Annotated in this window: 13 protein-coding genes; 7 read left to right on the top strand and 6 right to left on the bottom strand. The window is 60.6% G+C overall.

Translation table 11 applies throughout. The features are described from left to right. Both NH344_RS07430 and NH344_RS07425 read left to right on the top strand, forming a co-directional pair. Positions 1 to 515 (top strand): AAA family ATPase (locus NH344_RS07430; protein WP_253027709.1); only part of this gene is annotated, 515 nt, incomplete at its 5' end. Between the two features lie 101 nt (positions 516 to 616). Further along, positions 617 to 985 (top strand): hypothetical protein, encoded by a 369-nt coding sequence (locus NH344_RS07425; protein WP_058578236.1) that lies wholly within the window; start codon positions 617 to 619, stop codon positions 983 to 985. A 162-nt stretch (positions 986 to 1,147) separates the two neighbouring features. Here NH344_RS07425 and recD read toward each other — a convergent pair whose 3' ends face one another. Both recD and recB read right to left on the bottom strand, forming a co-directional pair. Continuing rightward, positions 1,148 to 3,508, bottom strand: coding sequence for an exodeoxyribonuclease V subunit alpha (gene recD, locus NH344_RS07420; protein ID WP_253027708.1), 2,361 nt, complete (start codon positions 3,506 to 3,508; stop codon positions 1,148 to 1,150). Further along, positions 3,505 to 7,335, bottom strand: coding sequence for an exodeoxyribonuclease V subunit beta (recB, locus tag NH344_RS07415; RefSeq protein ID WP_253027707.1), 3,831 nt, complete (start codon positions 7,333 to 7,335; stop codon positions 3,505 to 3,507). Before recB ends, recD begins: the two co-directional genes overlap by 4 nt. A gap of 276 nt (positions 7,336 to 7,611) precedes the next feature. Here recB and pncB point away from each other — a divergent pair, with 276 nt between their 5' ends. Further along, a complete protein-coding gene (gene pncB / locus NH344_RS07410; RefSeq protein ID WP_074210291.1) occupies positions 7,612 to 8,787 on the top strand; it encodes a nicotinate phosphoribosyltransferase in 1,176 nt (391 codons plus the stop codon). A 10-nt stretch (positions 8,788 to 8,797) separates the two neighbouring features. Here pncB and recC read toward each other — a convergent pair whose 3' ends face one another. Next, positions 8,798 to 12,361: an exodeoxyribonuclease V subunit gamma gene (recC, locus tag NH344_RS07405; RefSeq protein ID WP_172416357.1), complete on the bottom strand. Its 3,564-nt coding sequence runs from the start codon at positions 12,359 to 12,361 to the stop codon at positions 8,798 to 8,800. Between the two features lie 144 nt (positions 12,362 to 12,505). Between recC and NH344_RS07400 the strand changes: the two genes are divergently transcribed. The 4 genes from NH344_RS07400 to chrA all read left to right on the top strand — a co-directional run bounded on the left by NH344_RS07400 (position 12,506) and on the right by chrA (position 16,192). Continuing rightward, complete coding sequence (locus NH344_RS07400; protein WP_039176121.1) at positions 12,506 to 12,826, top strand: type II toxin-antitoxin system RelE/ParE family toxin; 321 nt, start codon at positions 12,506 to 12,508, stop codon at positions 12,824 to 12,826. Next, positions 12,823 to 13,116 carry a helix-turn-helix transcriptional regulator gene (locus NH344_RS07395; RefSeq protein WP_230834987.1) on the top strand — a complete coding sequence of 98 codons (294 nt, stop codon included), beginning with the start codon at positions 12,823 to 12,825 and terminating at the stop codon, positions 13,114 to 13,116. The genes NH344_RS07400 and NH344_RS07395 overlap by 4 nt, the downstream gene beginning before the upstream one ends. Before the next feature lie 95 nt (positions 13,117 to 13,211). Further along, positions 13,212 to 14,897 (top strand): dihydroxy-acid dehydratase, encoded by a 1,686-nt coding sequence (gene ilvD / locus NH344_RS07390; RefSeq protein ID WP_044628457.1) that lies wholly within the window; start codon positions 13,212 to 13,214, stop codon positions 14,895 to 14,897. Between the two features lie 101 nt (positions 14,898 to 14,998). Then, positions 14,999 to 16,192: a chromate efflux transporter gene (gene chrA / locus NH344_RS07385; protein WP_253027706.1), complete on the top strand. Its 1,194-nt coding sequence runs from the start codon at positions 14,999 to 15,001 to the stop codon at positions 16,190 to 16,192. A gap of 19 nt (positions 16,193 to 16,211) precedes the next feature. On the opposite strand, the gene NH344_RS07380 is transcribed toward chrA, so the two are convergent. From NH344_RS07380 to dsrO, 3 genes are read right to left on the bottom strand one after another with little or no spacing between them, the layout of a single operon-like run. Further along, positions 16,212 to 19,307: a molybdopterin-dependent oxidoreductase gene (locus tag NH344_RS07380; protein ID WP_253027705.1), complete on the bottom strand. Its 3,096-nt coding sequence runs from the start codon at positions 19,305 to 19,307 to the stop codon at positions 16,212 to 16,214. After that, a complete protein-coding gene (gene nrfD, locus NH344_RS07375) occupies positions 19,300 to 20,493 on the bottom strand; it encodes an NrfD/PsrC family molybdoenzyme membrane anchor subunit (protein ID WP_253027704.1) in 1,194 nt (397 codons plus the stop codon). Before nrfD ends, NH344_RS07380 begins: the two co-directional genes overlap by 8 nt. Continuing rightward, complete coding sequence (dsrO, locus tag NH344_RS07370; protein ID WP_253027703.1) at positions 20,477 to 21,253, bottom strand: sulfate reduction electron transfer complex DsrMKJOP subunit DsrO; 777 nt, start codon at positions 21,251 to 21,253, stop codon at positions 20,477 to 20,479. Before dsrO ends, nrfD begins: the two co-directional genes overlap by 17 nt. Between the last annotated feature and the right edge of the window lie 63 nt (positions 21,254 to 21,316).

Below are 21,316 nucleotides of genomic sequence, written 5' to 3'. Positions count from 1 at the left end.
GTGCGGCGACTGGCGCGGAACTTTATGTTGGGCATGGCACTGTCTGGGTGAATGGCGATAATGGCTATATTGCCATGCAGGTCAGTGGGTTAGAAGTGCTTCCGGGGGGCGGTCTCACGGATTCAGGTTATAATTCAGAATATCATTACATTTTTTCAAGGCTTTATGCATATAGAAACAGCCCTGCATTATCACGAGACGAAGCGTTTTTGACAGCAAACCTTGCGAGAAAATTGCTTGAATCCTTCTTTAGTTTCAAGTTTCCAAGGTATCGAAGTGATATTGCCCAGCTAATGGATCGTGGTCTAAAGGGTTGTGAAGTCACGGATGAAGCAACAAAAGAAAAAATTTACCGATTCATCAATAAATATTCTCATAGTGTTGTGATTGAGGTTAACGAGGATTCGTCGGAAAACCTTGTTGGTGAAAGTCAGAATGTAATTGGTGATATTTTTGCTTGGCTTCAAGAAGTGGATGAGGTTCATTACAACGAAATGCTTGAAGTTGTGCAATGATTAATGATAAATCGTATAACAAGCCACTGCACTCGGAAATTTTACTCGCTTCACTCCCAAAATTCCGGTGAGTAGGACGTTATGTTTACCACGGAGATCGCATGACTCTTCAAAACGTAGCTGCAGTGGCAACGATATTGACCCTGCTAGTATCGCTACTATCTATTGCCTTCTCAGCTCGGCGTTACTTAAGCGTCAGAGAGCGAGAGCAGGAAAAAGAACGATTTCAAATTTACCATCAGTTGCTGAAAACAATAAGCAAAGGTGTAGATCACGAGGGTCCGCTGAAGCTTGTAAGCCAAGTTGCTCTCGTGTCTGAGCTTGTAAAATATCCTGAATACTCTAGCTCGTCTCGGCAGGCACTTAATCTGCTGAGGCAGGAGTGGGCAAGCAAAGAGCTAGAGGATATTAAAAAGCCACTCATCCAAGCAATTGATGAAACTCTCTCTTTACTAGAGCAACGCAAATGAAACATAACAAGGTGTTGTTATCGCAGTGCAAAAAGGCCCGCGCTGCTGGGACGCCTCTGCTGGCGCTCCGGCATCCCAAAACACGGCGTTAATCAGAATTACCTTAAAGATTAATTTTTGGCCGAAACCTGATCCCACTATAATTAGTGATGTCGATTTCAATTAACCCCCAACCCCACTAACCCTAACAACCTCCCTCACCACCGCCTCATGCAACACCCCGCGTTTGGCTTCCACCACCGTGAGCCATTCGCGGGCGCGGGTGATGCCGGTGTACACCAGCTCGCGGGTCAGAATGGGGTTTAGGGTGGGCGGTAGCAGTAGGGCGGTGTGCAAGAACTCCGAGCCTTGGGATTTGTGGACCGTCATCGCAAACACGGTTTCTACTGCGTGCAGGCGTGAAGGCAGCACCCAGCGGATGGGCTTGTCGGTGTCGCTGGCGGCACTTGATGAAGGAAAGGCGACTCTTAATAGCTTCTGCTGCGGGTTGCGCGGGTCGGGCACGGCCAGGGTAATGCCGATATCGCCGTTCATCAGTTTCAGGCCGTAGTCGTTTTGGGTCACCAGTACCGGGCGGCCTTCATACCAGCCTTTCTCCAGCGTGTAGTCACTGCCGAACAGCAGCTTTTCGCTACGCAGCGTGCTGGCGATGCGTTGGTTTAATCCTTCTACGCCCCAGGGGCCTTTGCGAAGCGCGCACAGCAGTTGGAAGTGGCTGTAGGCGCTGAGCACTTCGCTGGCCCAGGCGTTGTAGGCGGTTTGGTTCTCCTCGAACGACGCCCCCCGTGGGCGCTGTGCGTGCAGCACGTTGAGGTAGTGGCGGTAGCCGGTGGGCGGGGCGATGGGCTGGCCTTGGTGGTCGGTGCGGCCTTCGCCGTTGCCCGCAAAGCCGTTGGGGCTGCCGTGAATCACCAGCTTATCCAGTGCGGCGTCGTCGTTCATGACCAGGTGGTGCAGGTCTGGGTAGCCGTGGCGCAGCACGGCGATTACCGCCTGCTGTTTTTCGCGGTCACTCTGCGCATGGCTTGGCTGGTTAATGGCTTTGGCGAGTTGGCCGATGCCGCTGTGTTCATTGAAGCGGTGGCTGACCCGCAGCATGGTAATGGCCTGGTCCAGCGGTTGGCCTGCGGGGTCGATGAACTCCGCTGGCAGCAGTTGCCCGGTGGCCTGGGCCAGCCATTCGGCGGTGGCCGGGGTGTAGTGGGCGGCTTCCGCGCGGCGGCACAGGTCGCCGAGTACCGAACCGGCCTCTACCGAGGCGAGCTGGTCTTTGTCCCCCAGCAGTATGCACTGGGCATGGGCGGGCAGGGCGCTGAGGGTGGCGGCCATCATTTCGATATCCACCATCGAGGCTTCGTCGATCACCAGTACGTCCAGGGCCAGCGGGTTGGCGGCGCTGTGGCGGAAGTGGCGGGTGTCGGGGCGTGCGCCGAGTAGTCTATGCAGAGTGGTCACTTCTGTGGGGATGGTGGCTGATAGTTGTTCTGTGGGTGAATCATCGCGAGCTGAAGCTCCCTCCCACAAAGTCTTCTCCAACACAGTTTCCTCACTCGAAGCTTCTGTCTGCTCGGCTCCTTTCAGCAACATGGTGAGGTCAGTGAAGGGGAGCTTGGCGACCTGCCCGGCGATGGATTCGTTCAAGCGGGCGGCGGCTTTGCCGGTGGGGGCGGCTAGGCGGATGCGCAGCGGCTGGCTGGGGTGCTGGGCCAGTTGCAGGGTTTGCAGCAGGGCGAGCAGACGCACCACGGTGGTGGTTTTGCCGGTGCCGGGGCCGCCGGTAATGATGCCGAAGCGGCTGCGGGCGGCCAGGGCGCAGGCGGTTTTTTGCCAGTCTAGGCCGTTGCTTTGCTTGAAAAGGATGTTCAGGGCTTGGGGGAGTAACCCAGGGTGACTGGCGTCACCCGTCGCCCAATGAATTGGCCTCCCACCTTTGCTTTCTGTGCCTGTACTTGCTGTGTCTATGTTTTCTAAACCAGTGCTGGTCGTTTCCAGGCGTGCGGCGATGTGTTGGTGCAGGCTTTGCTCGTACTGCCAGTAGCGGCGCAGGTAGAGCCGCGTGTTGGGGGTGCCGTTGGCTGAGTGAGTGGTTACTACTACCAGCGGCGTGTTGCCAGGGCCTTCGCTGGTGAGCAGCGGGTGGTGTAGGGCGGCTTGCCATTCGCTGAGCGTGAGCGTGGCCAGCACGTCGCTGGGCAGCGGCGGTGGGTCAGTGAGGTCGTCCCCTTCGGGTGGTAGCGAAAGGGCGAAATCCGGCGCGTTGAGCGTGGCGTTAATATCCAGGCATACGTGGCCGCGGCCTAGCTGGTGGCTGGCCAGCGCTGCCGCCAGTAGCAGCAGCGTGGGGGCGTCCGGGGCTTCACTGGCGAGAAAGCGCACCAGGGCGCGGTCTAAATCCCGCAGCCAGCCTCGCGCTACCCAGCGTTCACACAGGGCCAGCAGTTCCGGAGTGCTGCTGAGTGCCGGGTGGGCGCTGGCGGCTTCGCCGAACATATCGAAGGTGTGGCTATCGTGTTGGCGGCTCATGCCGTGGCCTCCTGTTGGATGGCGTGTGGCTCGCCTGCAAACAGGCTATCCAGGGCTTCGATGAGTTCAACCGGGGCGGGTTCGCCCACCACGCCGCGCCCAGGGCTGCGGCTGCCGCGTAGAAATACCGTCATCGAGCCGCCCAAATGCTGGTGCGGGTCGTAATCCGGCAGTCGTGCTTTTAACAGCCGGTGCATGGCGAGTAAGTAGAGCGCGGCCTGTAGGTCGTAGCGTTTGGCCAGCAGCGCGTGGCGCAGGGCCTCGGGTTCGTAGGCGCTGTCGTTGGGGCCTAGGTAGTTCGATTTCCAGTCCAGCACGTAAAAGCGCCCCTGGTGCTCGAAGGCCAAGTCAATGAAGCCTTTCAGCATGCCGTTCAGGGTATCGGCATCCAGCGCGGGGCGCTCTACCCCTGGCAGTAAGTGCTTGCTCACCAGCGCATCGATGGCTTGGGTGTTCACCCGCTTGGCGGCAAACCAGAACTCTAGCTCTACTTGGTAGCTTTCCAGCTCATTCAGCGCCACGCTTTGCGGGGTGGGCGCGGCCAGCGGTAGCGGCGTGGTGAGCAGGGCGCTTAGCCAGCCCGCCAGCGGCTCTTGCCACGCCTGCCAGCCGCGTAGCTGCACCCGCCGCCACAGCATGTCGTTGAGCGCTTCTCTATCCTTTGCGGCAGCATCGAAACCTTGCTTGCCCGCCCACTCCAGCAGCCCGTGCAGGAAGGTGCCGGGGCCGGGGCCACGGGGGAATTTGTGCAGGTGATACGCTTCCGGTTGGGATCGTTCTTGAGATAGTTCTTGAGATAGTTCTTGAGGTTCATCCAGCACTTCGAAGGCGGTGGCTTCCTGGGCGGTGGTGGGCTCCAGCGGTGGCAGCACCGGGGCGGTGAGCGTGCCGGAAAGCCGCAGCGCGGAGTAGCTGGCAATCCACCAGTGCTCTTTGGCCGGGCGCGTGGGCGTGCGGGCGTGGCCCAGGGCGCTGCTTTCCGCCACGGGCGTCACGCGATCAGCGGTGGGCTCGGGCGGCGTGCCGAGGTGGATGTCGCTGCCTTCCACCAGGGTATCGAGCGCCTTGGGGAGTGCATCGGGGGAAAGGGGGCTGCCACCGGTCAACAGATAGCCCAGCGCGCTGTTTTCCAGGCCTTTCAGCGGGGCCAGCCCCAGCCAGGTGGCGTGGCGGGCGCGGGTGAGCGCCACGTAGAGTTTGCGCAGGTCTTCCCCCAGCCGTTCGCGGTCGGCGGTGGCGAGTATCGCGTCATCGGCTTCTAAGCTGAGCTGTAGGTTGCCTTCGCCATCGTGCCAGCGTAGCGGTACGTCCTCGGCTTTGACCGGGCGGTGGTTGGCGATGAAGGGCAGGAACACCAGCGGGTACTCCAGCCCTTTGGATTTGTGGATGGTGACCACTTTGACCAAATCCGCGTCGCTCTCCAGGCGCAGTTTGTGGCTGTCGCCGTGGCTTTCCGGGTCGGCAATGGCGTCAAACAGAAAGCGAATCAGCGCGTGCTCGCCGTCCAACTCGGCGCTGGCCTGCTGCAGCAGTTCGCCCAGGTGCAGCAGGTCGGTGAGCAAGCGCTCACCCTCTTCAAACTCCGCCAGCAGGCGGGCGGGAATCTCGAAATCCACCATCATGCGGCGCACCAATGGCAGCACGCCCTGGCGCTGCCACAGGCGGTGGTAGTGGCTGAACTGTTCCACCCGCTCTTCCCAGGCCAGCTCGTTTTGCTGCAGGTGGTCCAGCTCCGCGAGGCTTAGCCCCAGCGCTGGGGTGGCCAGCGCGGCGCGCAGGTGCGCTTCGGCCTGGCGGGAGCTAGCCAGCGGCTCGGCGCAGGCGCGCAGCCAGCGCTCTACCTGGGCGGCCATGGGCGAGCTGAACACCTTATCGTGATCCGACAGGTACACGCTCTTCACCCCTCGGCTGGCCAGCGCCTGACGAATGGCGCGGGCTTCTTGCAGGCCGTTCACCAGTACCGCCATATCGGAAGGCTTGAGCGGGATGAGCGTATCCTCGGTTTGAAAGCCGCTCTTGCCGTGTTGGCCAGCGTTGAGCAGTTCCGCCATGTAGGAGGCGCAGCGTTCGGCCATTTCGGTCTGGTAGGCGGTTTTGGAAAGCGGCTCGTCGGCGGCGAGCGGCCAGAGCGTCATGGCGGGCAGCGGCTGGCCCTGATGAACCAGCTGTTCGTGGCGGCCTTTGGCGTCTACCGGCAGAAACGGCAGCGGGTTGTCGCCGCCTTCTTCGCGGAACAGGAACGCCCCGGCCGGGTGCTGGTCGGCGTAGCGGAAGCAGTGGTTCACCGCCTCGACCATGGCGCGGCTGGAGCGGAAGTTGGTGCCCAGCGTCACGTGGCGGCCTGCGGTGTCTTCGCGAGCTTTCAGGTAGGTGAAGATATCCGCGCCGCGAAAGGCGTAAATGGCCTGCTTGGGGTCGCCGATCAGCAGCATGGCGGCGTCTCGGCGGGGCTTGGCGACCTCATATACTGCGTTGAAGATGCGGTACTGGATGGGGTCGGTGTCCTGGAATTCGTCGATCAGCGCCACGGGGAACTGGCGCAGTATCTGCGCGGCCAGCGCCTCTTTGTTGGGGCCTTGCAAGGCGCGGTCCAGGTGGGTGAGCAGGTCGTTGGGGCCCATTTCGGCGCGTCGCTCCTGCTCCCGCTCCAGGCGCACTTTGCACCACTGCACGGCGTGAATCAGCAGGTCGTTACGCGGCTCGGGCAGGGTGTTCAGGGCGGCGGGCAATGCATCGAAAGCCTCAAACGCTGGGTGCGCGGGTGGGGGGCCGTTCCATATTTCTGCAATGCCATCAGGCGTTAGCCGCTTCCATGCTGCTGCTTTTTTATCTATATCTGGAGCGATGCTGTCGCTTTCTGCCCAATCTTGGATTTTATCCAACCATTTGCCGCGATGATCTTTGCGCATTTTGTTGGCAGCGAACAGCTTCGCTTTCTGTCCATCATCGAACAGCTGTCGTAGCTCGTTTACCCAAGTCAACCATGGAGACTTTAGCTCGCTTAAGCGTGCGCTGCGCTCGGCTTGGGCGGCGCTCAGGGTCTGCTTGGGTTCGGGGCGTGGGGCGCCCAGCGCGTCGCTTTCGTGGAGCAGTTTGCGCACGTCTTGGTGTAGCTGATCGGGGGATTTCCAGTAGCCGGTGATGCTGCCCAGGGCCTCGGCGTCCAGCGGGTAGTAGAAGGTGCGCCAGTAGTCGCGCACCACTTCTTGCTCCAGTTCGTGCTGGTCGTTTTCTAAATTGAGCGAGAAGAGGCTGCCGCTATCGAAGGCGTGCTCCCGCAGCATGCGGTAGCACCAGCTGTGGATGGTGGACACGGCGGCTTCGTCCATCCACTCGGCGGCCAGCTCCAGGCGGCGAGCGCAGGCGGGCCAGGTGGCTGGGTCGTATTGGTCGCGGAGTTTTAGGAGTAAGGGATCTAGTGCAACCACCGGGGCTTCCCCGGCGGCAAGCCTACGTGGAGGCGCTGTGAACCCATCCGTGGGCGCTACATTCAACATCCCTGTTGAATGACCTCCACTACGGCTTGCCCCCGGCGCCCCTTCGCTTGTGCCCTCAGCTCGAAACACACCAGCGGCTTCCACCAGCCGGTGGCGGATACGTTCGCGCAGTTCCTGAGTGGCGGCGTTGGTGAACGTGACCACCAGAATTTCCGGCGGGGTGAGCGGGCGTACGAAGGCGGTATCGTCCTCGCCGTGCTGCCCGCCCAGCACCAGGCGCACGTAAAGCAGCGCGATGGTGAAGGTTTTCCCCGTGCCCGCGCTGGCTTCGATCAAACGGCTGCCGTGAAGCGGTAGCGTCAGCGGGTTCAGCGGGGCGGGCTGGCTCATTCTCATTCTCCGAACATCACGGCAGGCGGAAAGCAAAGCGCCTTTGGCGGGTAGCCAAAGGCACCGGCACTATATCGCGTTGCCAAGAGCTGGGCAAAAGAGCAACGCAGCGTTAGAGGCTGGTTTGAAAGACGGTGTCGAATTCGTTGTAAACAGGTAGGCACGCTCGGCTTCCATGGCCGTAAGCCACAGTTAGGCTGTGAGGTATCGTCGCCAACTGGTAATCTAGCGGGCTAGCCGCTCTTGGCGATCTGTTGATGCTGGTGAAGGGATCTCATGCTGACCTCGCTTCTGGATAACGATTTTTACAAGATCACGATGCAGAATGCCGTGATTAAACGCTTCCCCTATGCCCATGCCCGCTACGCGTTTATCAATCGTGGCGAGCATGCGTTTCCTGAGGGCTTTGGTGAGGCGCTGCGCGGTGAAGTGGATCGCATGGCGACGCTGCGCTTGTCGGATGAAGAGAAGCGCTACCTGCAAACCACCTGCCCTTACCTAGACCCCACCTATCTCGATTTTCTGGCGGGCTTTCGTTACGACCCCAGCGAAGTGACGATCGAGCAGCAGGGCAGCGAGCTCTCGGTGGTGATGGAAGGCCCCTGGTACCGCACCATTTTGTGGGAAGTGCCGCTGATGGCGCTGATTAGCGAGCTTTGGTACCAACTGCGCGGCGTGAGCGTGTCGGAAGATGACGAAGCGCTCATCGAGCAGCGCACGCGAGAGAAAATCGAACTGTACCGCCAGCACGGGCTGAAGATTGCCGAGTTCGGCACCCGGCGGCGTTTCTCGTTTGCGGTGCACGACCGAGTCGTCAAAGCGCTGCGCCACTACGGCGGGGAGGCCTTCAGCGGCACCAGCAATGTGCTGCTGGCCATGCGCCACGGGGTGAAGCCCATTGGAACCCACGCCCACGAGTGGTTCATGTTCCACGGGGCGCGTTTCGGTTTCAAAATGGCCAATAGTTTGGCGCTGGAGCACTGGGTGGATGTGTACCGGGGGGATTTGGGCATCGCGCTCACCGATACGTTTACCACGCGGGCGTTTTTCGAGAGCTTCGACAAGAAGTTCGCCAAGCTGTTTGACGGCGTGCGCCACGATAGCGGCGACCCGATCGAGTTCGCCGATGCCACCATTGCCCATTACCAGCGCCTGGGCATTAACCCGCTGAGCAAAACCATTATCTTCTCCGATGCCCTCACCCCTGAAAAAGTGGAGCGCATCCGTGCCTTCTGCCAAGGACGGATTGGCATGGCCTTTGGCATTGGCACCAACTTCACCAACGATATTGGCGTAGCGCCCATGAACATGGTGATCAAAATGGTCGAGGCCCGCCCTGAAGGTCAGGGCTGGCTGCCAGTGGTGAAGCTGTCCGATGTGCCCACTAAGAACACCGGCGACCCGGAGATGATTGCGTTGGCGAAGAAAGTGCTCAGTATGGGCAGCTCATAGCTGCTTGGCTTTACTCTTTTTTGCCTTTAACAGCGAAAAAGAGCGGGGCGTAGAGCGCTTCCACCAATGTGGCAAAGGTGTGCCCATTGGCTTGCTCGAAGAACAACCGCTCGAAGCGGGGCCACTGGTGGCTTAAATACGCGCTTTGGGCTACTTCACCGGTTTGGTAGCGGCCGCCTTCATAGGCGCTTTCGGCGGCGGCGTAGGCGTCGCTTTCTCGGCCTTTTTCTTGCGCCATATCCGGCGTGCCTTGCTTACTTAGCCAAGCAAACGCGGCTTGCGGTGCGAGCGGTAGCGGGGTTTCTAAGCCCGCTTGCCACGCGGCTAGCTGGGTTTCCAAGTGCTGGCGGGCGGTCTCGGCATCCACCGGCGCTAACGTGACATGACCCGCTTTGGAGAGTAGTTGCGTCGTCATCGGGCCATCCAGGTTGCCCGCTAGGTGCGCGACCCAGGGGCGCAGCAGGTGGCTCCAGCGGTACTGGCCGCGCCCGCTGCCTTGGCTAATCAGGCTGCTGCTGAGCAGCAGCAGGCGGCAGCGCTGGCCTGCCTCATCCTGGCGCAGCTCGCCCAGGGGTTCTTCCAGCGTGAGTCCGTGGGCCTCGAACTGCACCTGTGCGTCTGGCAGTGCGTGCGGCCACGTCGTGAGTGCTTCTTCGTAGGCGTTGAACAACTCTTCCATGGGGTCGGCGAGTGCTGCGCGCATGCGTTCGCCGAAGGCGCCCATGGCCAGCACGCCTTGGCCTTGAAAGCGCTCCAACGCGTCGTGCAGCGCCTCGATACGCGGCTGGCCGTTATCCACCGCGTGGCGCTGGGCGGCAATCAGTTGGTCTTGCAGCTGCCAGTTTTGCAGGCCATCCAGGGCGAAGGGCTCGGCGTCTAGCTCGGCGATGGTTTCCTGCTCGAAATAGACCCCCAACCGGGTATTGAAGAAGCTGCGCACCGGCTCGCGCAGAAAGCCGCCCAACTGCGCCAGCGAGAGGCTGGTGGGGGCGTTTTCCGGCGCGGGTAGCATGCGCTCCACCGCAGGCGGCGTGCGGGGGGCGTGCACTTCCCGCCATTCGTGGGCGTAGGTGAACAGGCGGCCCGCCGGGTGGTTGAAGTAAGCGCGGCTGAACGGCTGCAGCGGGTGTTCGGTGGTGAGACTTTCCAGCAGCGGAGCGCCGGTGTGCGTTTGCCAGCCAGCCTCCAGGTGGTCGCGCAACTGGCCCACCAGTACCGAGGGGGGCAGCGGGGAGTTGTCGATCTGGCTGCGGCCCATCCAGCTGATGTAGAGCTGGTCCCGGGCGGAGAGCAGCGCTTCGAGAAACAGGTAGCGGTCGTCTTCCCGGCGGGAACGGTCGCCGGGACGGTAGTCGCTGCCCATCAGGTCGAAATCCAGCGGTGGCTGGGAGCGGGGATAGTCGCCGTCGTTCATGCCCAGCAGGCACACCCGCTTGAAGGGGATGGCGCGCATGGGCATCAGCGTGGCGAAGTTGACCGCCCCGGCCAAAAAGCGCTGGGAAAGGCTGTGTTCATCGATTTGTGCCAGCCAGTGTTCGCGCACCATGGAGAGCGGCAGCGGGTCGTCGAGTTCTGCTTCCTGGCTGCTTTCCAGCATCTGCTGCAAGCCGTTTTCCAGCTTGGTGAGCATGATGCTTTCCTGGGCATCGTCGGTGAGGAAGAAGGTTTCCAGCAGCGCCCGCAGCCGCGCGACCCAGGTGGCCGCATCGGTGGGTTGGCAGAAGGTTTCCCAGGTGGCGTCGAGTTTTTCCAGCAGCGTGGCCAGCGGCCCTGCCAGGCCCGCTTCCAAGCCGCCAATATCATCGAAGGGCTCGATGCCTTGCCAGGCGTGGCCGTCGCCGACGGTGTAGCCCAGCAGCAGGCGGCGCAGGCCGAAGGCCCAGGTGTTCTGGCTCAGCCCGCCGGGCAGTTCCAGCCGCTGGCGCTGCTTGGCGTTGAGCCCCCAGCGGATGCCCGTGCCTTCCATCCAGCGTTCCAGCACCGGCAGGTCGCGCTCTTCCAGGCCAAAGCGCTGGCGCAGGGCGGGCACTTCCAGCAGGTCGAGCACATCGCTGACCGTCAGGCGCAGCTCTGGCAGGCGCAGCAGTTTTTCCAGAGCGATCATCAGCGGCAGGCGGTGGCGGCTGGCCTGGTCGGAGAGCGTGTAGGGAATATGCCGCGGGTCATCGGTGGGCAGCTGGCCAAATACCGCTTCGATGTGCGGGGCGTAGCGGTCGATATCCGGCACCATGACGATGATATCGCGCGGACGCAAGGCCGAGTCGGCGCTGAAGGCGGCCAGCAGCTGGTCGTGGAGAATCTCCACTTCCCGCTGAGGGCCGTGGGCGATATGGAACACGATGGAGTCATCGGCAGCGGGCAGTGCGGGCCAATGGGCTTGGGTTTCTGCCACCGGGCGCAGCTCGCGGATGTCGTCTTGCAGCTGGCTGAGCAGGCAGTGGCGCTCCTCGCCGCTGAACGGCTCGAACATATCGATGCGCAGCGCCTGCTGCTCGAATAGGGTTTGGTAGTTGCCCGCGTCGTCGTGCTCATCGAGCAGGCGCAGGTAGTCGCGGCCCTGCTTGCCCCAGGCGGCTAGCAGCGGCTGGGCGTGCAGGTGCAGGGCGTCATCGGCATCGCCGGTGCCCAGTACATCCAGCGCTTCGGGCATGCCGGTTTTGCGCCGCTGGCGGTAGCGCTGGGCGCGCAGCAGGTCCTTGTGCTCGATGATGTCCGCCCAGTAGAACTGGCAGGGGTTGTGCACGCACAGCACGATCTGGCAGCAGCGGGAGAGCGCCGCCAGGGCTTCCAGGGTTTGTTGGGGCAGCGACGAGATACCGAAAATGATCAGCCGACGGGGCAGCCCCGGCGGGCAGTCTTGGCCTTCCAGCTGCTCGGTGGCCTTCAAAAAGCGCTGGTGAACCTGGGCGCGGCTGCTGTTTAACCCGGCATCGCCTTGGGTGGCGGCCACATCGTCCCGCAAGATGCGCCATAGCGCGGGCTGCCAGCGCTGGTGCTCTTCCAAAGGGCGGTGCTCGCCTCGGGCGGTAATTAGCACGTCGTGGCCGTTAGCCCAGGCGTCCAGCCAGTCGGCACGGTAGACCTGGTACTGGTCAAACAGATCCGCCAGCCGCTCGGCCAGCTGGTAGTGCTTGCGCTGGTCACGGTCGGTTTCTAGAAACTGCGCCAGCGGCTCGAACACTGGTTGCCCGGCCAACGTAGGCAGCAGGCGCAGCAGCCGCCACACCAGGCGCGATTTATCGAACGGCGAGGTTTCCGGCACGGCGTCGGCATCGTGGGAAACGTGGGTGAGCACCCGGCGGTAGGCCTGCCATAAAAACCGCGCGGGCAGCATCACGTCCAGCGCCGCAGCAATACCCGCGCCGCCGTTGCCGGGGTCTTCCGCCAGGGCCAGCTTCAGCCACTGCCCAATGCCGTTGCTCTGGACCAGAATGGTTTCGTTCTCTAGCGGCCCCAGCGGGTGCCGCCGCATCCACTCCACCGCCAGCCCCCGCAAGTCCTCCAGCCGATTGGCGTGTACCACCATGAACCCGGGGGTGAGCGAAGTGGGGGAGAGCAGGGCATTGGCAGGCATACGGCGGCGTTCCTTCACGGCAATCGGCGTCACGGGTAGCAGTGAGGTTATGGTGCCATAAGTTGGGGGTACTCGCGTGTATCTGGAGTAGGAACTTTTATATGCCTTGGGTTATCATAAAAGATAACTTTGATGGGGCGGGCTATGGACTGGCAGGTTGAGTTTTACCCAGGTGTGGAAAAAGAAATTCTAGGCATGCCGCCTAAAATACAGGCCAGAATGCTCCGGTTGCTGGAGATGGTAGAGCAGCATGGTGCTCACTTAGGGCCTCCTCATACGGAGTCCATGGGTGACGGCCTGTTTGAAATTCGAGCAAAGGCACAAGAGGGGATTGGCCGTTCCTTGTTCTGTTACGTGCATGGGAAACACATCGTCGTCCTGCACGCATTCGTCAAGAAAAGCCAGAAAACGCCGCGTCAGGCGTTAACATTAGCGCGGACAAGACAGCGCGAGGTGCAGTCATGATGAACTTAAAGGCACTAAAAGAGCAGGCGCTTCAGAACCCTGAAGTGAAGGCGGAATATGAACGTCTGGCACCGGAGTTTGCGTTGGCCTCCACACTGATTTCTATGCGCCAGCGTGCCGGGTTGACGCAAGAAGAGCTTGCCAAACGCCTGGATACACAAAAAAGTAACATTAGCCGCTTGGAGCGGGGAAGCAGTAACCCTGGCTGGAAAACACTACAGCGCTATGCACACGCCTGTGGTTTTGAACTGACGGTACATGTTGAACAACAAAAACAGCCAGTCCATTAAGCAGTCAGCGTGCTGCAATATTGGAACTCTCCTTGCGTCATCGGCTTACCGCCGCCAAGCTGTGGCCTCTGCCATGCAATGAAGAGGAGTCCGTGATGACCGAGCCGACCAACCATAATACCCGCCGCCACTCTGCCCCGGTGGTGGATGGCCCCGGTAAAGCGGCTAGCCGCGCCATGCTGCGCGCCGTGGGCTTCAACGATGACGATTTTCAAAAGCCTCAGGTAGGTATCGCGTCTACCTGGAGTATGGTGACGCCGTGTAATAGCCATATTGGTGAGCTGGCGGAGCTTGCCCGGGATGGGGCCGATGCCGCCGGAGGCAAAGGCGTGGTGTTCAATACCATTACCATTTCTGATGGCATTGCCAACGGCACCGAAGGCATGAAGTACTCACTGGTGTCGCGGGAGGTAATCGCGGATTCCATCGAAACCGTGGCGGGCTGCGAAGGGTTCGATGGCCTGGTGGCGATTGGCGGCTGCGATAAGAACATGCCGGGCTGCGTGATGGGGCTGGCACGGCTCGACCGCCCCAGCGTGTTCGTCTACGGTGGCACCATCATGCCCGGCAAGGGCCATACCGATATCGTCTCGGTGTTCGAGGCGATGGGCGCCCACTCCCGTGGGGACATCGACCTGATCGAGCTGAAAAACATCGAAGAGACGGCGATTCCTGGCCCAGGCTCCTGCGGGGGGATGTACACCGCCAACACCATGGCCTCGGCCATCGAGGCGCTGGGCATGAGCCTGCCGGGCAGCTCGGCGCAGAACGCGATTTCCCAAGAGAAGCGCGACGACTGCAAAGCTGCAGGCGAAGCCGTATTGGCGCTGCTGGCTCAAGACATCAAGCCTTCCGATATCATGACCCGCGAGGCGTTCGAGAACGCCGTGACCGTGGTGATTGCCCTGGGTGGTTCTACTAACGCCGTGCTGCACCTGATAGGCATGGCACGCACCGTCGGCGTCGAGCTGACCCTGGCAGACTTCACCGAGATCGGTAAGCGCGTGCCGGTACTGGCCGATCTGCGCCCCAGCGGCCACTACATGATGAGCGAGCTGGTGGCGATTGGCGGTATCCAGCCGCTGATGAAAATTCTGCTGGACGCTGGGTTGCTCAACGGCAACTGCTTGACCGTGACCGGTAAAACGCTGGCGGAAAACCTCGCTAACGTTGAGCCCTACCCGATGGATCAGCAGATCATCGCGCCGTTGGGTAACCCGATCAAAGCCGAAAGCCACCTGCGTATTCTGTTCGGTAATCTAGCGCCGGAAGGGGCGGTGGCGAAAATCACCGGCAAAGAGGGCACCCGCTTTAGCGGCTCGGCGCGAGTGTTTGGCTCGGAAGAGGAAGCCCAGGCGCGTATCAACGATGGCACCGTGGTGGCGGGCGACGTGGTGGTGATCCGCTACGAAGGCCCGAAGGGCGGCCCCGGCATGCGCGAAATGCTCACGCCCACCTCGGCCATCATGGGGCGTGGCTTGGGTAACGACGTGGCGCTGATTACCGATGGTCGCTTCTCGGGCGGCAGTCACGGGTTCGTGGTGGGGCATGTCTCGCCGGAAGCGTTCGACGGCGGCCCGCTGGCGCTGGTCGAAGATGGCGACCCCATTACCATCGATGCCGAAGCCGATACCATCGACGTGCACATCAGCGATGACGAGATGATGCGCCGCCGCGCGGCCTGGCAGCAGCCTACGCCTCGCTATCGTAAAGGCGTATTGGCGAAGTATGCCAAATTGGTCAGCTCGGCCAGTACCGGTGCGGTGACCGACCAAGAGTAATTCTTGACGGATCACCCACGCGGTTAGGCTGTCACTAAGTCGTCAAGCGCAAGGCGTACCCTTAATGCCTTGCGCTTTTTAATGAGTAAACGGTGGGTACGATGGCGGTAGAGAATAAGATACGAGGACGAGCCAGCGAGGTTTTTTGGGCATTTTTAACGCTGGGGCTGACCTCCTTTGGCGGGCCGGTGGCGCATCTGGGCTACTTTCGTACGGCGTTTGTTGAACGCCGCCAGTGGCTCAGCGAGCAGGCCTACGCGGATTTGGTCGCGCTATGCCAGTTCTTGCCGGGGCCAGCCAGTAGCCAGGTAGGCTTTGCCTTAGGGTTGATGCGCGCTGGCCCCTGGGGGGCGGCGATGGCGTGGCTGGCGTTTACGCTGCCCTCTGCTATCGTACTGGTGCTGTTTGCATTGGGTGCCGCCGTGCTGGAGGGCCCGGTGGCCAGCGGCATCATTCACGGCTTAAAAGTGGTGGCGGTGGCTATTGTGGCCCACGCGGTGTGGGGCATGGCGCGCAACCTCTGCCCGGATAAAACCCGCACGGGCATTGCCCTGGCAGCGGTGTTCGCGGTGGTGCTGGTTAGCGGGCCGTTGGGGCAGGTGGCGGCGATTGTGCTGGGCGGCGTGGCGGGGCTGCTGCTTTGTCGCCAAAGCGCTGCAGCATCGTCTAGCGAATCGCTACACTTCCCGGTGACACGCCAAGCGGGCACGCTGGCGTTACTAATATTCGCGGGGCTGTTGGTGCTATTACCGCTGTTGGCGGCGAGTGCGGGTTGGTTGAACGTCGTCGATGCGTTCTACCGTTCAGGCGCGCTGGTGTTTGGCGGTGGCCATGTGGTGCTGCCGCTGCTGGAAGCGGAAGTAGTGCAATCGGGTTGGGTCACGGCGGATGAGTTCTTGGCCGGTTACGGCGCAGCGCAGGCGGTGCCAGGACCGCTGTTTACGTTTGCCGCATATTTAGGCGCGCTGTTGCCGGGAATTCCCAGCGTGATTGGCGCGTTACTGGCGCTGCTGGCGATTTTTGTACCGGGGTTTTTGCTGCTGGTCGGCGTGCTGCCATTTTGGAACCAGTTCCGCCAGTGGAGCAGTGCTCAAGCGCTGATGCGTGGTGCCAATGCGGCGGTGGTGGGGATTTTAGGCGCGGCGCTTTATCAGCCGGTGTGGACCAGTGCCATTCTTGGGCCGTACGAGTTCGTGCTGGCGTTGACGGGCTTTCTGCTGCTCACCGTGTGGAAGCTGCCTGCATGGGTAGTCGTGATCGTCGTCGCTTTGGGTGGGGTAGTGATCACGCTGTAGCATCACTACCCCAGCCGGTTTATACGCGGCTTACTTTAACCGGTAACCCTTGGCGCACGCTGGCGCCGCTAATCGGTTCAAGCCAAGTGCCGTCTACCGCCCGCGTAGGGTCTTTAAACCCCAAGTCGTTGATGTTGATGCCTGCCCGCATCCACGGCATATCAGGCTGGGGTTCACCGTCAATGATGTGTGGTGTGGCGCCTAAATCTTTATGACCGTAGCCGTGTTCAATACCCAGTGCGCCGGGCACAACGCTTTCGCTTACCAGGGCTAGCCCCACCACGCTGCCGCCAGGGCTTTCAATGCGAATGGTGTCGCCGTGCTGAATGCCAAAGCGTTCGGCATCTTGGCGGTGCATTTGCACGGGGTTGTAGGGCTTGATCATCCGCAGCCGTTCGTTACCGATGGCGTAGGAGTTCATCAGATTGGATTTGAACGAGAATGCCAGTAACGGCCACTCTTGCTCTGAGAAGATCTCCCGCATGGGCTGCTTATTCGCCATTTGAGGCAGCGAGTGACACGGTACGCCCCGGTTTGGCAGCCCATTGGTGGTATCAATGCTGGTGCCAACCGCTTCGTTATAGACACACAGGGTTTCTTTCCACTGGCGTTTTAAATGTTGGCCTACGAAGTGTTCGCTGGCATCTTCAAAACGTCCACCCCGGGCGTACAGATAGGCCACACGGCTGCGCTCGTCGGCTTTCAGCGTACGTTCAAGCTTAGGCAGCAGCGGTGCAATGCCACTATGGGCAACGTCAGTTTCGTTCGCTTCTGGTAGCGGCGTCTCTTGGAAGGCAATATTGGCCGCTGCCCGCAAGTAGTAATCTTCAGCGCGGTTGAGGGGGTGCAGATTGCCATCAGTATCGGGGATGGCGTTATCACCGAAGCCCGGCAGCCCCAGCCGTTTAGCTACGGCAATAAAGAAGCTATCCATAGACACCGGCTCGCCTTCGGCGGTTTTTTGTTGGCGCGGTTCAACCACCGGCCAGCACGCGGTGGTCAGCTTGCCTAGCGTGCCTTTCCAGGAGCCTGTAAAGCCCCATACTTCGTACATCACTGAATCCGGTACGATGTAATCGGCGTAGCGGTTGGTCTCGTTGATAAAGCCATCAACCGCGACAAACAGCCCCAAGCGCTTGGGATCTTTCAACTTATCAACAATCACGCCTTTTAAGCCCGCTTGGCCATAAATCGGGTTAGCCATGCAGCCAATCACCGCTTTAATGGGGTAAGGGTAGCCATCCAGCGCGGAAGGTAAATGTTCGGTGAGTGTTGGCGGCGCGAGCGAGCGCCAAGGAGCCTTAGCAGGGTAGGGGGTTTCGCCAGCCGCTACCTTGCGTTGATACTCCGACGATTTTTCATAGGGGAAACGTGAGCGCGAGAGAAAAACGCCCTGCGGGCCACGCTTGCCGGGGAAATTGGCTAAGTCGTAGCGTGGGCCTTCACCGGTGCCTTTATAGGTACCGCCGCCCACCGCGCTGCCGCCTTTCATGTTGTAGTTGGCTGCCAACAGGTTGAGCATTTGAACGCCAAAAGCAGCGTAGAAGCCGTTGCCTGACATCATACCGCCGTGGCAGTTAACGGCGGCCTTACGGCCGTGGCTGGCATACTTTTTGGCTAAGTCGATAATCGTTGCTTTGGGAATACCACAATGTTCAGCATAGGTGTCCATGTCGTATTCATGGGCCGACTCACGCAGCAGCGTTAGGCTGGTTTTAGCGGTGACGGTGCTGCCATCGGCAAGCTCCACTGCGCGCTCGGCAAATAGCTCGGCGGCCATGACATCTTCGCTGAGCGCGAACTCTCCGTCTGAAACGACGACGGGCATATCCGCATCGCTACCGGCCTCAGCAAGGCCCAAATCGCTGGCGCGCAAAAAGTAGCCACGGCGCGGATGTTCGAACGTATCAATGACTAAGTGCGTCGCGTTGGAGTGGGTGGTCTCGCCTGCGGCATTGGCGGCGGACTGGCCCGGTAGGGCGAGGAAATCGCTGGCGTAACCCTGGTTATCCAGCAACCACTGAATCATCGCCATGGCAAAGGCGCTGTCGGTACCGGGGCGAATGGGCACCCAGCGGTTATTATCCGCCGCGTGGGAAGTGGCGGCATTTAGCGCGGGGTCGACTACCACGTACTCAAGGGTTCCTGCAGCGCGCGCCTGAGCAAGCAAGCGGCCCTGACGCTTAAACGGGTTGCCTGCTTGGCTAGGCGCGCAGCCGATATACATGATGAACTGTGCGTTCTGAATATCGGGTTTTACATGGGCATTGGTGACAATATTGTTCATCACGGCCCCCGACCCCATGCGGAACGCCAAGCCGCAATAAGCACCGTGGTGGCCGTAGTTGCGGGTAGCAAAGGCGTTGAGCGTGAAGCGCTTGAGTAAATCTGAGCGCCCGTAGTCGGTGGCTTCCATGACCATCAGCTGATTCGCCTTGGGGCCGTACTCTGGATTGGCAGGGTCGATAGGCGTGTCATGGTCGTGAATGGCGCGCAGCCCATCCACATGGCCTTCACCAAACAGATCGCCCCCCTCACAAATCTCTTCAATCAGCTGTTCAAACGAGATTTTTTGCCACTCCCGGTTACCGCGCTCGCCAACGCGCTTCAAGCAGTGGTCGATACGAAACGGGTTAGTGATCTGGCTCATCATGGCATTGCCGCGGGCGCAGGCGGTAGAGCGGTTAACCTGCCCCTGTTCGCCGTAGGCGCTGACGCTGCGAAGCGCATCGGCCACTGGGGTGCGCATCGGTAAATGGTCATCTGCAGAGAGCGGATGGTAAGGATTGCCAGATACCCGCAGCACTTCGCCTTGGGTGTCATCAATGCGTACCCGTACGCCGCACTGGGTGGTGCAGCCGTAGCAAATGGTAAAGGCGGTGCGTTGATTGGGAGTGAGGGTTAGCTCGCCAGTGGTTAAGTCAACGCGGTACTCCGGCGTAAGCGAGTTGCCGTGAATGTTGTGCTTGGGTTTTTCCCCCGCGCTGCCACTGAGTCCTTTGGCCATCTTGGCAAGCGGGTCAGCGTAGCCTACTGCAAAGGTGGCGGCACCGCCTGCGGCAGCGGCGCCTTTGAGAAACCGGCGGCGTGAGGGGTCTTGAGCAGACTTAGCCATGGTTAGGCGCTCCTTGTTCGGCGTTAAGCGAGTCACTGGGTGTATTGGTGTCGAAAGAGGGCGGCGGTTTAACGCCACCTTGCTGGGCTTGCCGCCATGGGATAAATAGCTCAATCAGTAAGATAGCGGCGAGCCAAAGCCCAAACGTACCGACAATACCTAACAGGCCGGAAGAGCCAGCGGGGATGCCATAGTGGTGAAAGCCTGCGCTGTTACGGGCGACGTGCTGAACGTCCATCAGCACCACCCAACGGAACATCCAGCCCATATGAATAGCTACCAGACCGAGTAGCCAAGCCCAGGCAAGCAGTGCGGGTTGGCGTTGGGTCGAGCGTGAGAGTAACCACGCCACCGCTATAAAAAGTGCTATGCCAGTAATACCGCCCCACAGCGCGGTGCTACGCCAGGAAGGGCTGTGACGAACAGACTCCAGCGCTGCGGCGACCGAGCCAACGTTGGCGTTAATACCATCCAGGAACCAGCTAGCCGCGATTAAACCCGCTACGGCACAGAAGGCGAGTAGGACATACAGCATTTGCCGAACGGTGGCGTGCGAACACAGCCCGCTTACCCGGTTGAGTACCAACACCAGCCCTGCTGCCGCGATGAAGCCTGTCGCAACCAGCATGGGCGGAAGCCATACGGTGTTCCATAGCGGGCGTGCTTTCACAATGGCAAGCTCCGCGCCGGTATAAAGCATAATGCCGCTGGAAAGCAGTAGTGCGGCTAGCCCCACAATGGCCACTAGCGCTCTGGGAGTGGCGCTATCGCCCAGGCTTAGCCATTTAGCCATCCATCCGCTCAGCCCTGGCGCATTGCGCTGGGCCTGGAGCGCCGGGCGCCAAGCCAGCCAGGCAAGGCCCAGTACGCTGACGAGATAGAGCGGCAGAACCACGCTGCCGATGGACATCCACGAGTGGGTGTTGGCGTAAGCATAAAAGTGCCAAAAGCGCAGCGGTTGGTGTAGATCTGCAAGTAGTGCAACAGGTGCGACCAGCGTGGTGCTGACGCAAGCGATGAGTGCAAGACGTGCGGTGGGCAGCCACGCTTTTTTGCCGAAGATTAACGCGGGGGCTGCAAGCCAGAGACTCGCGTAGGAGACGGCGATCATGAAAAAGTACTGTACTGCCCAGGGGTACCAGGCAATGTCATAACGCGGGGCGAGCAGTTCAATGGTGGAATTCATAGCCCATCTCCTGGCCGTGGGGATCAAACACTTCAAGCGCCACGGGTTCCGCCACGGGGCGTGTAGTGAAGCGTTCATCCATCCCGAGGTAGAACACTTGGGGAAGCGTATTTTTTTCTGGCTGAAGTACCATCAGTGCATCACGGTGCTCTTGAATCATGCAGCTGATTTGGCTGTCAGGATTGCGCATATCACCAATAATCCGCGCACCTCCAACACAGCTTTCAACACACGCGGGCAGTAGCCCTGCCTCTAAACGGTGCGCGCAGAACGTGCATTTGTCGGCGGTTTGGGTGCGCTCGTTAATAAAGCGGGCGTCGTAAGGGCAGGCGTTAACGCAATAAGCGCAGCCCACGCAGCGGTCGCTGTCCACCACCACGATGCCATCCTGCTGTTGGTAGGTAGCTTCAACGGGACAAACGGGTACGCAGGGCGGGTTTTCGCAGTGATTGCACAGCCTGGGCAGCATAAACGTGGCCAGCTCACCGCTCTCCTGGTGCTGCACTTCGTACTGGGAGACTGTGGTGCGAAACTGGCCAAGCGGGGCGGCGTTCTCAATATGGCACGACACCGTGCAAGCCTGGCAGCCGATGCATTGGCGAAGATCAATCAGCATGCCGTAGCGCTTTGTGGGATCACCTTCGCGCCGGGCAGGCTGCTGATTAATGCCTGCTTGGGCAAGGCTAGAAAAGGGTACCAGTGCAGCGCCTGCACTTAAGCGGGCCAGCTGGCCGAGTAGCGAGCGGCGTATGGCGTCCATAGCGCCTCCTTAGCGGGTAAAACGTCATTCGCAGGGGCGAATGGTCGGGGTACGCTAAGACTA

The organism is Halomonas sp. Ps84H-12 (assembly GCF_024124725.1).
GTDB classification, from domain to species: domain Bacteria; phylum Pseudomonadota; class Gammaproteobacteria; order Pseudomonadales; family Halomonadaceae; genus Vreelandella; species Vreelandella aquamarina.
Note: the sequence above shows the minus strand (reverse complement) of the source record. Positions and strands in the feature narration are given on the sequence as shown.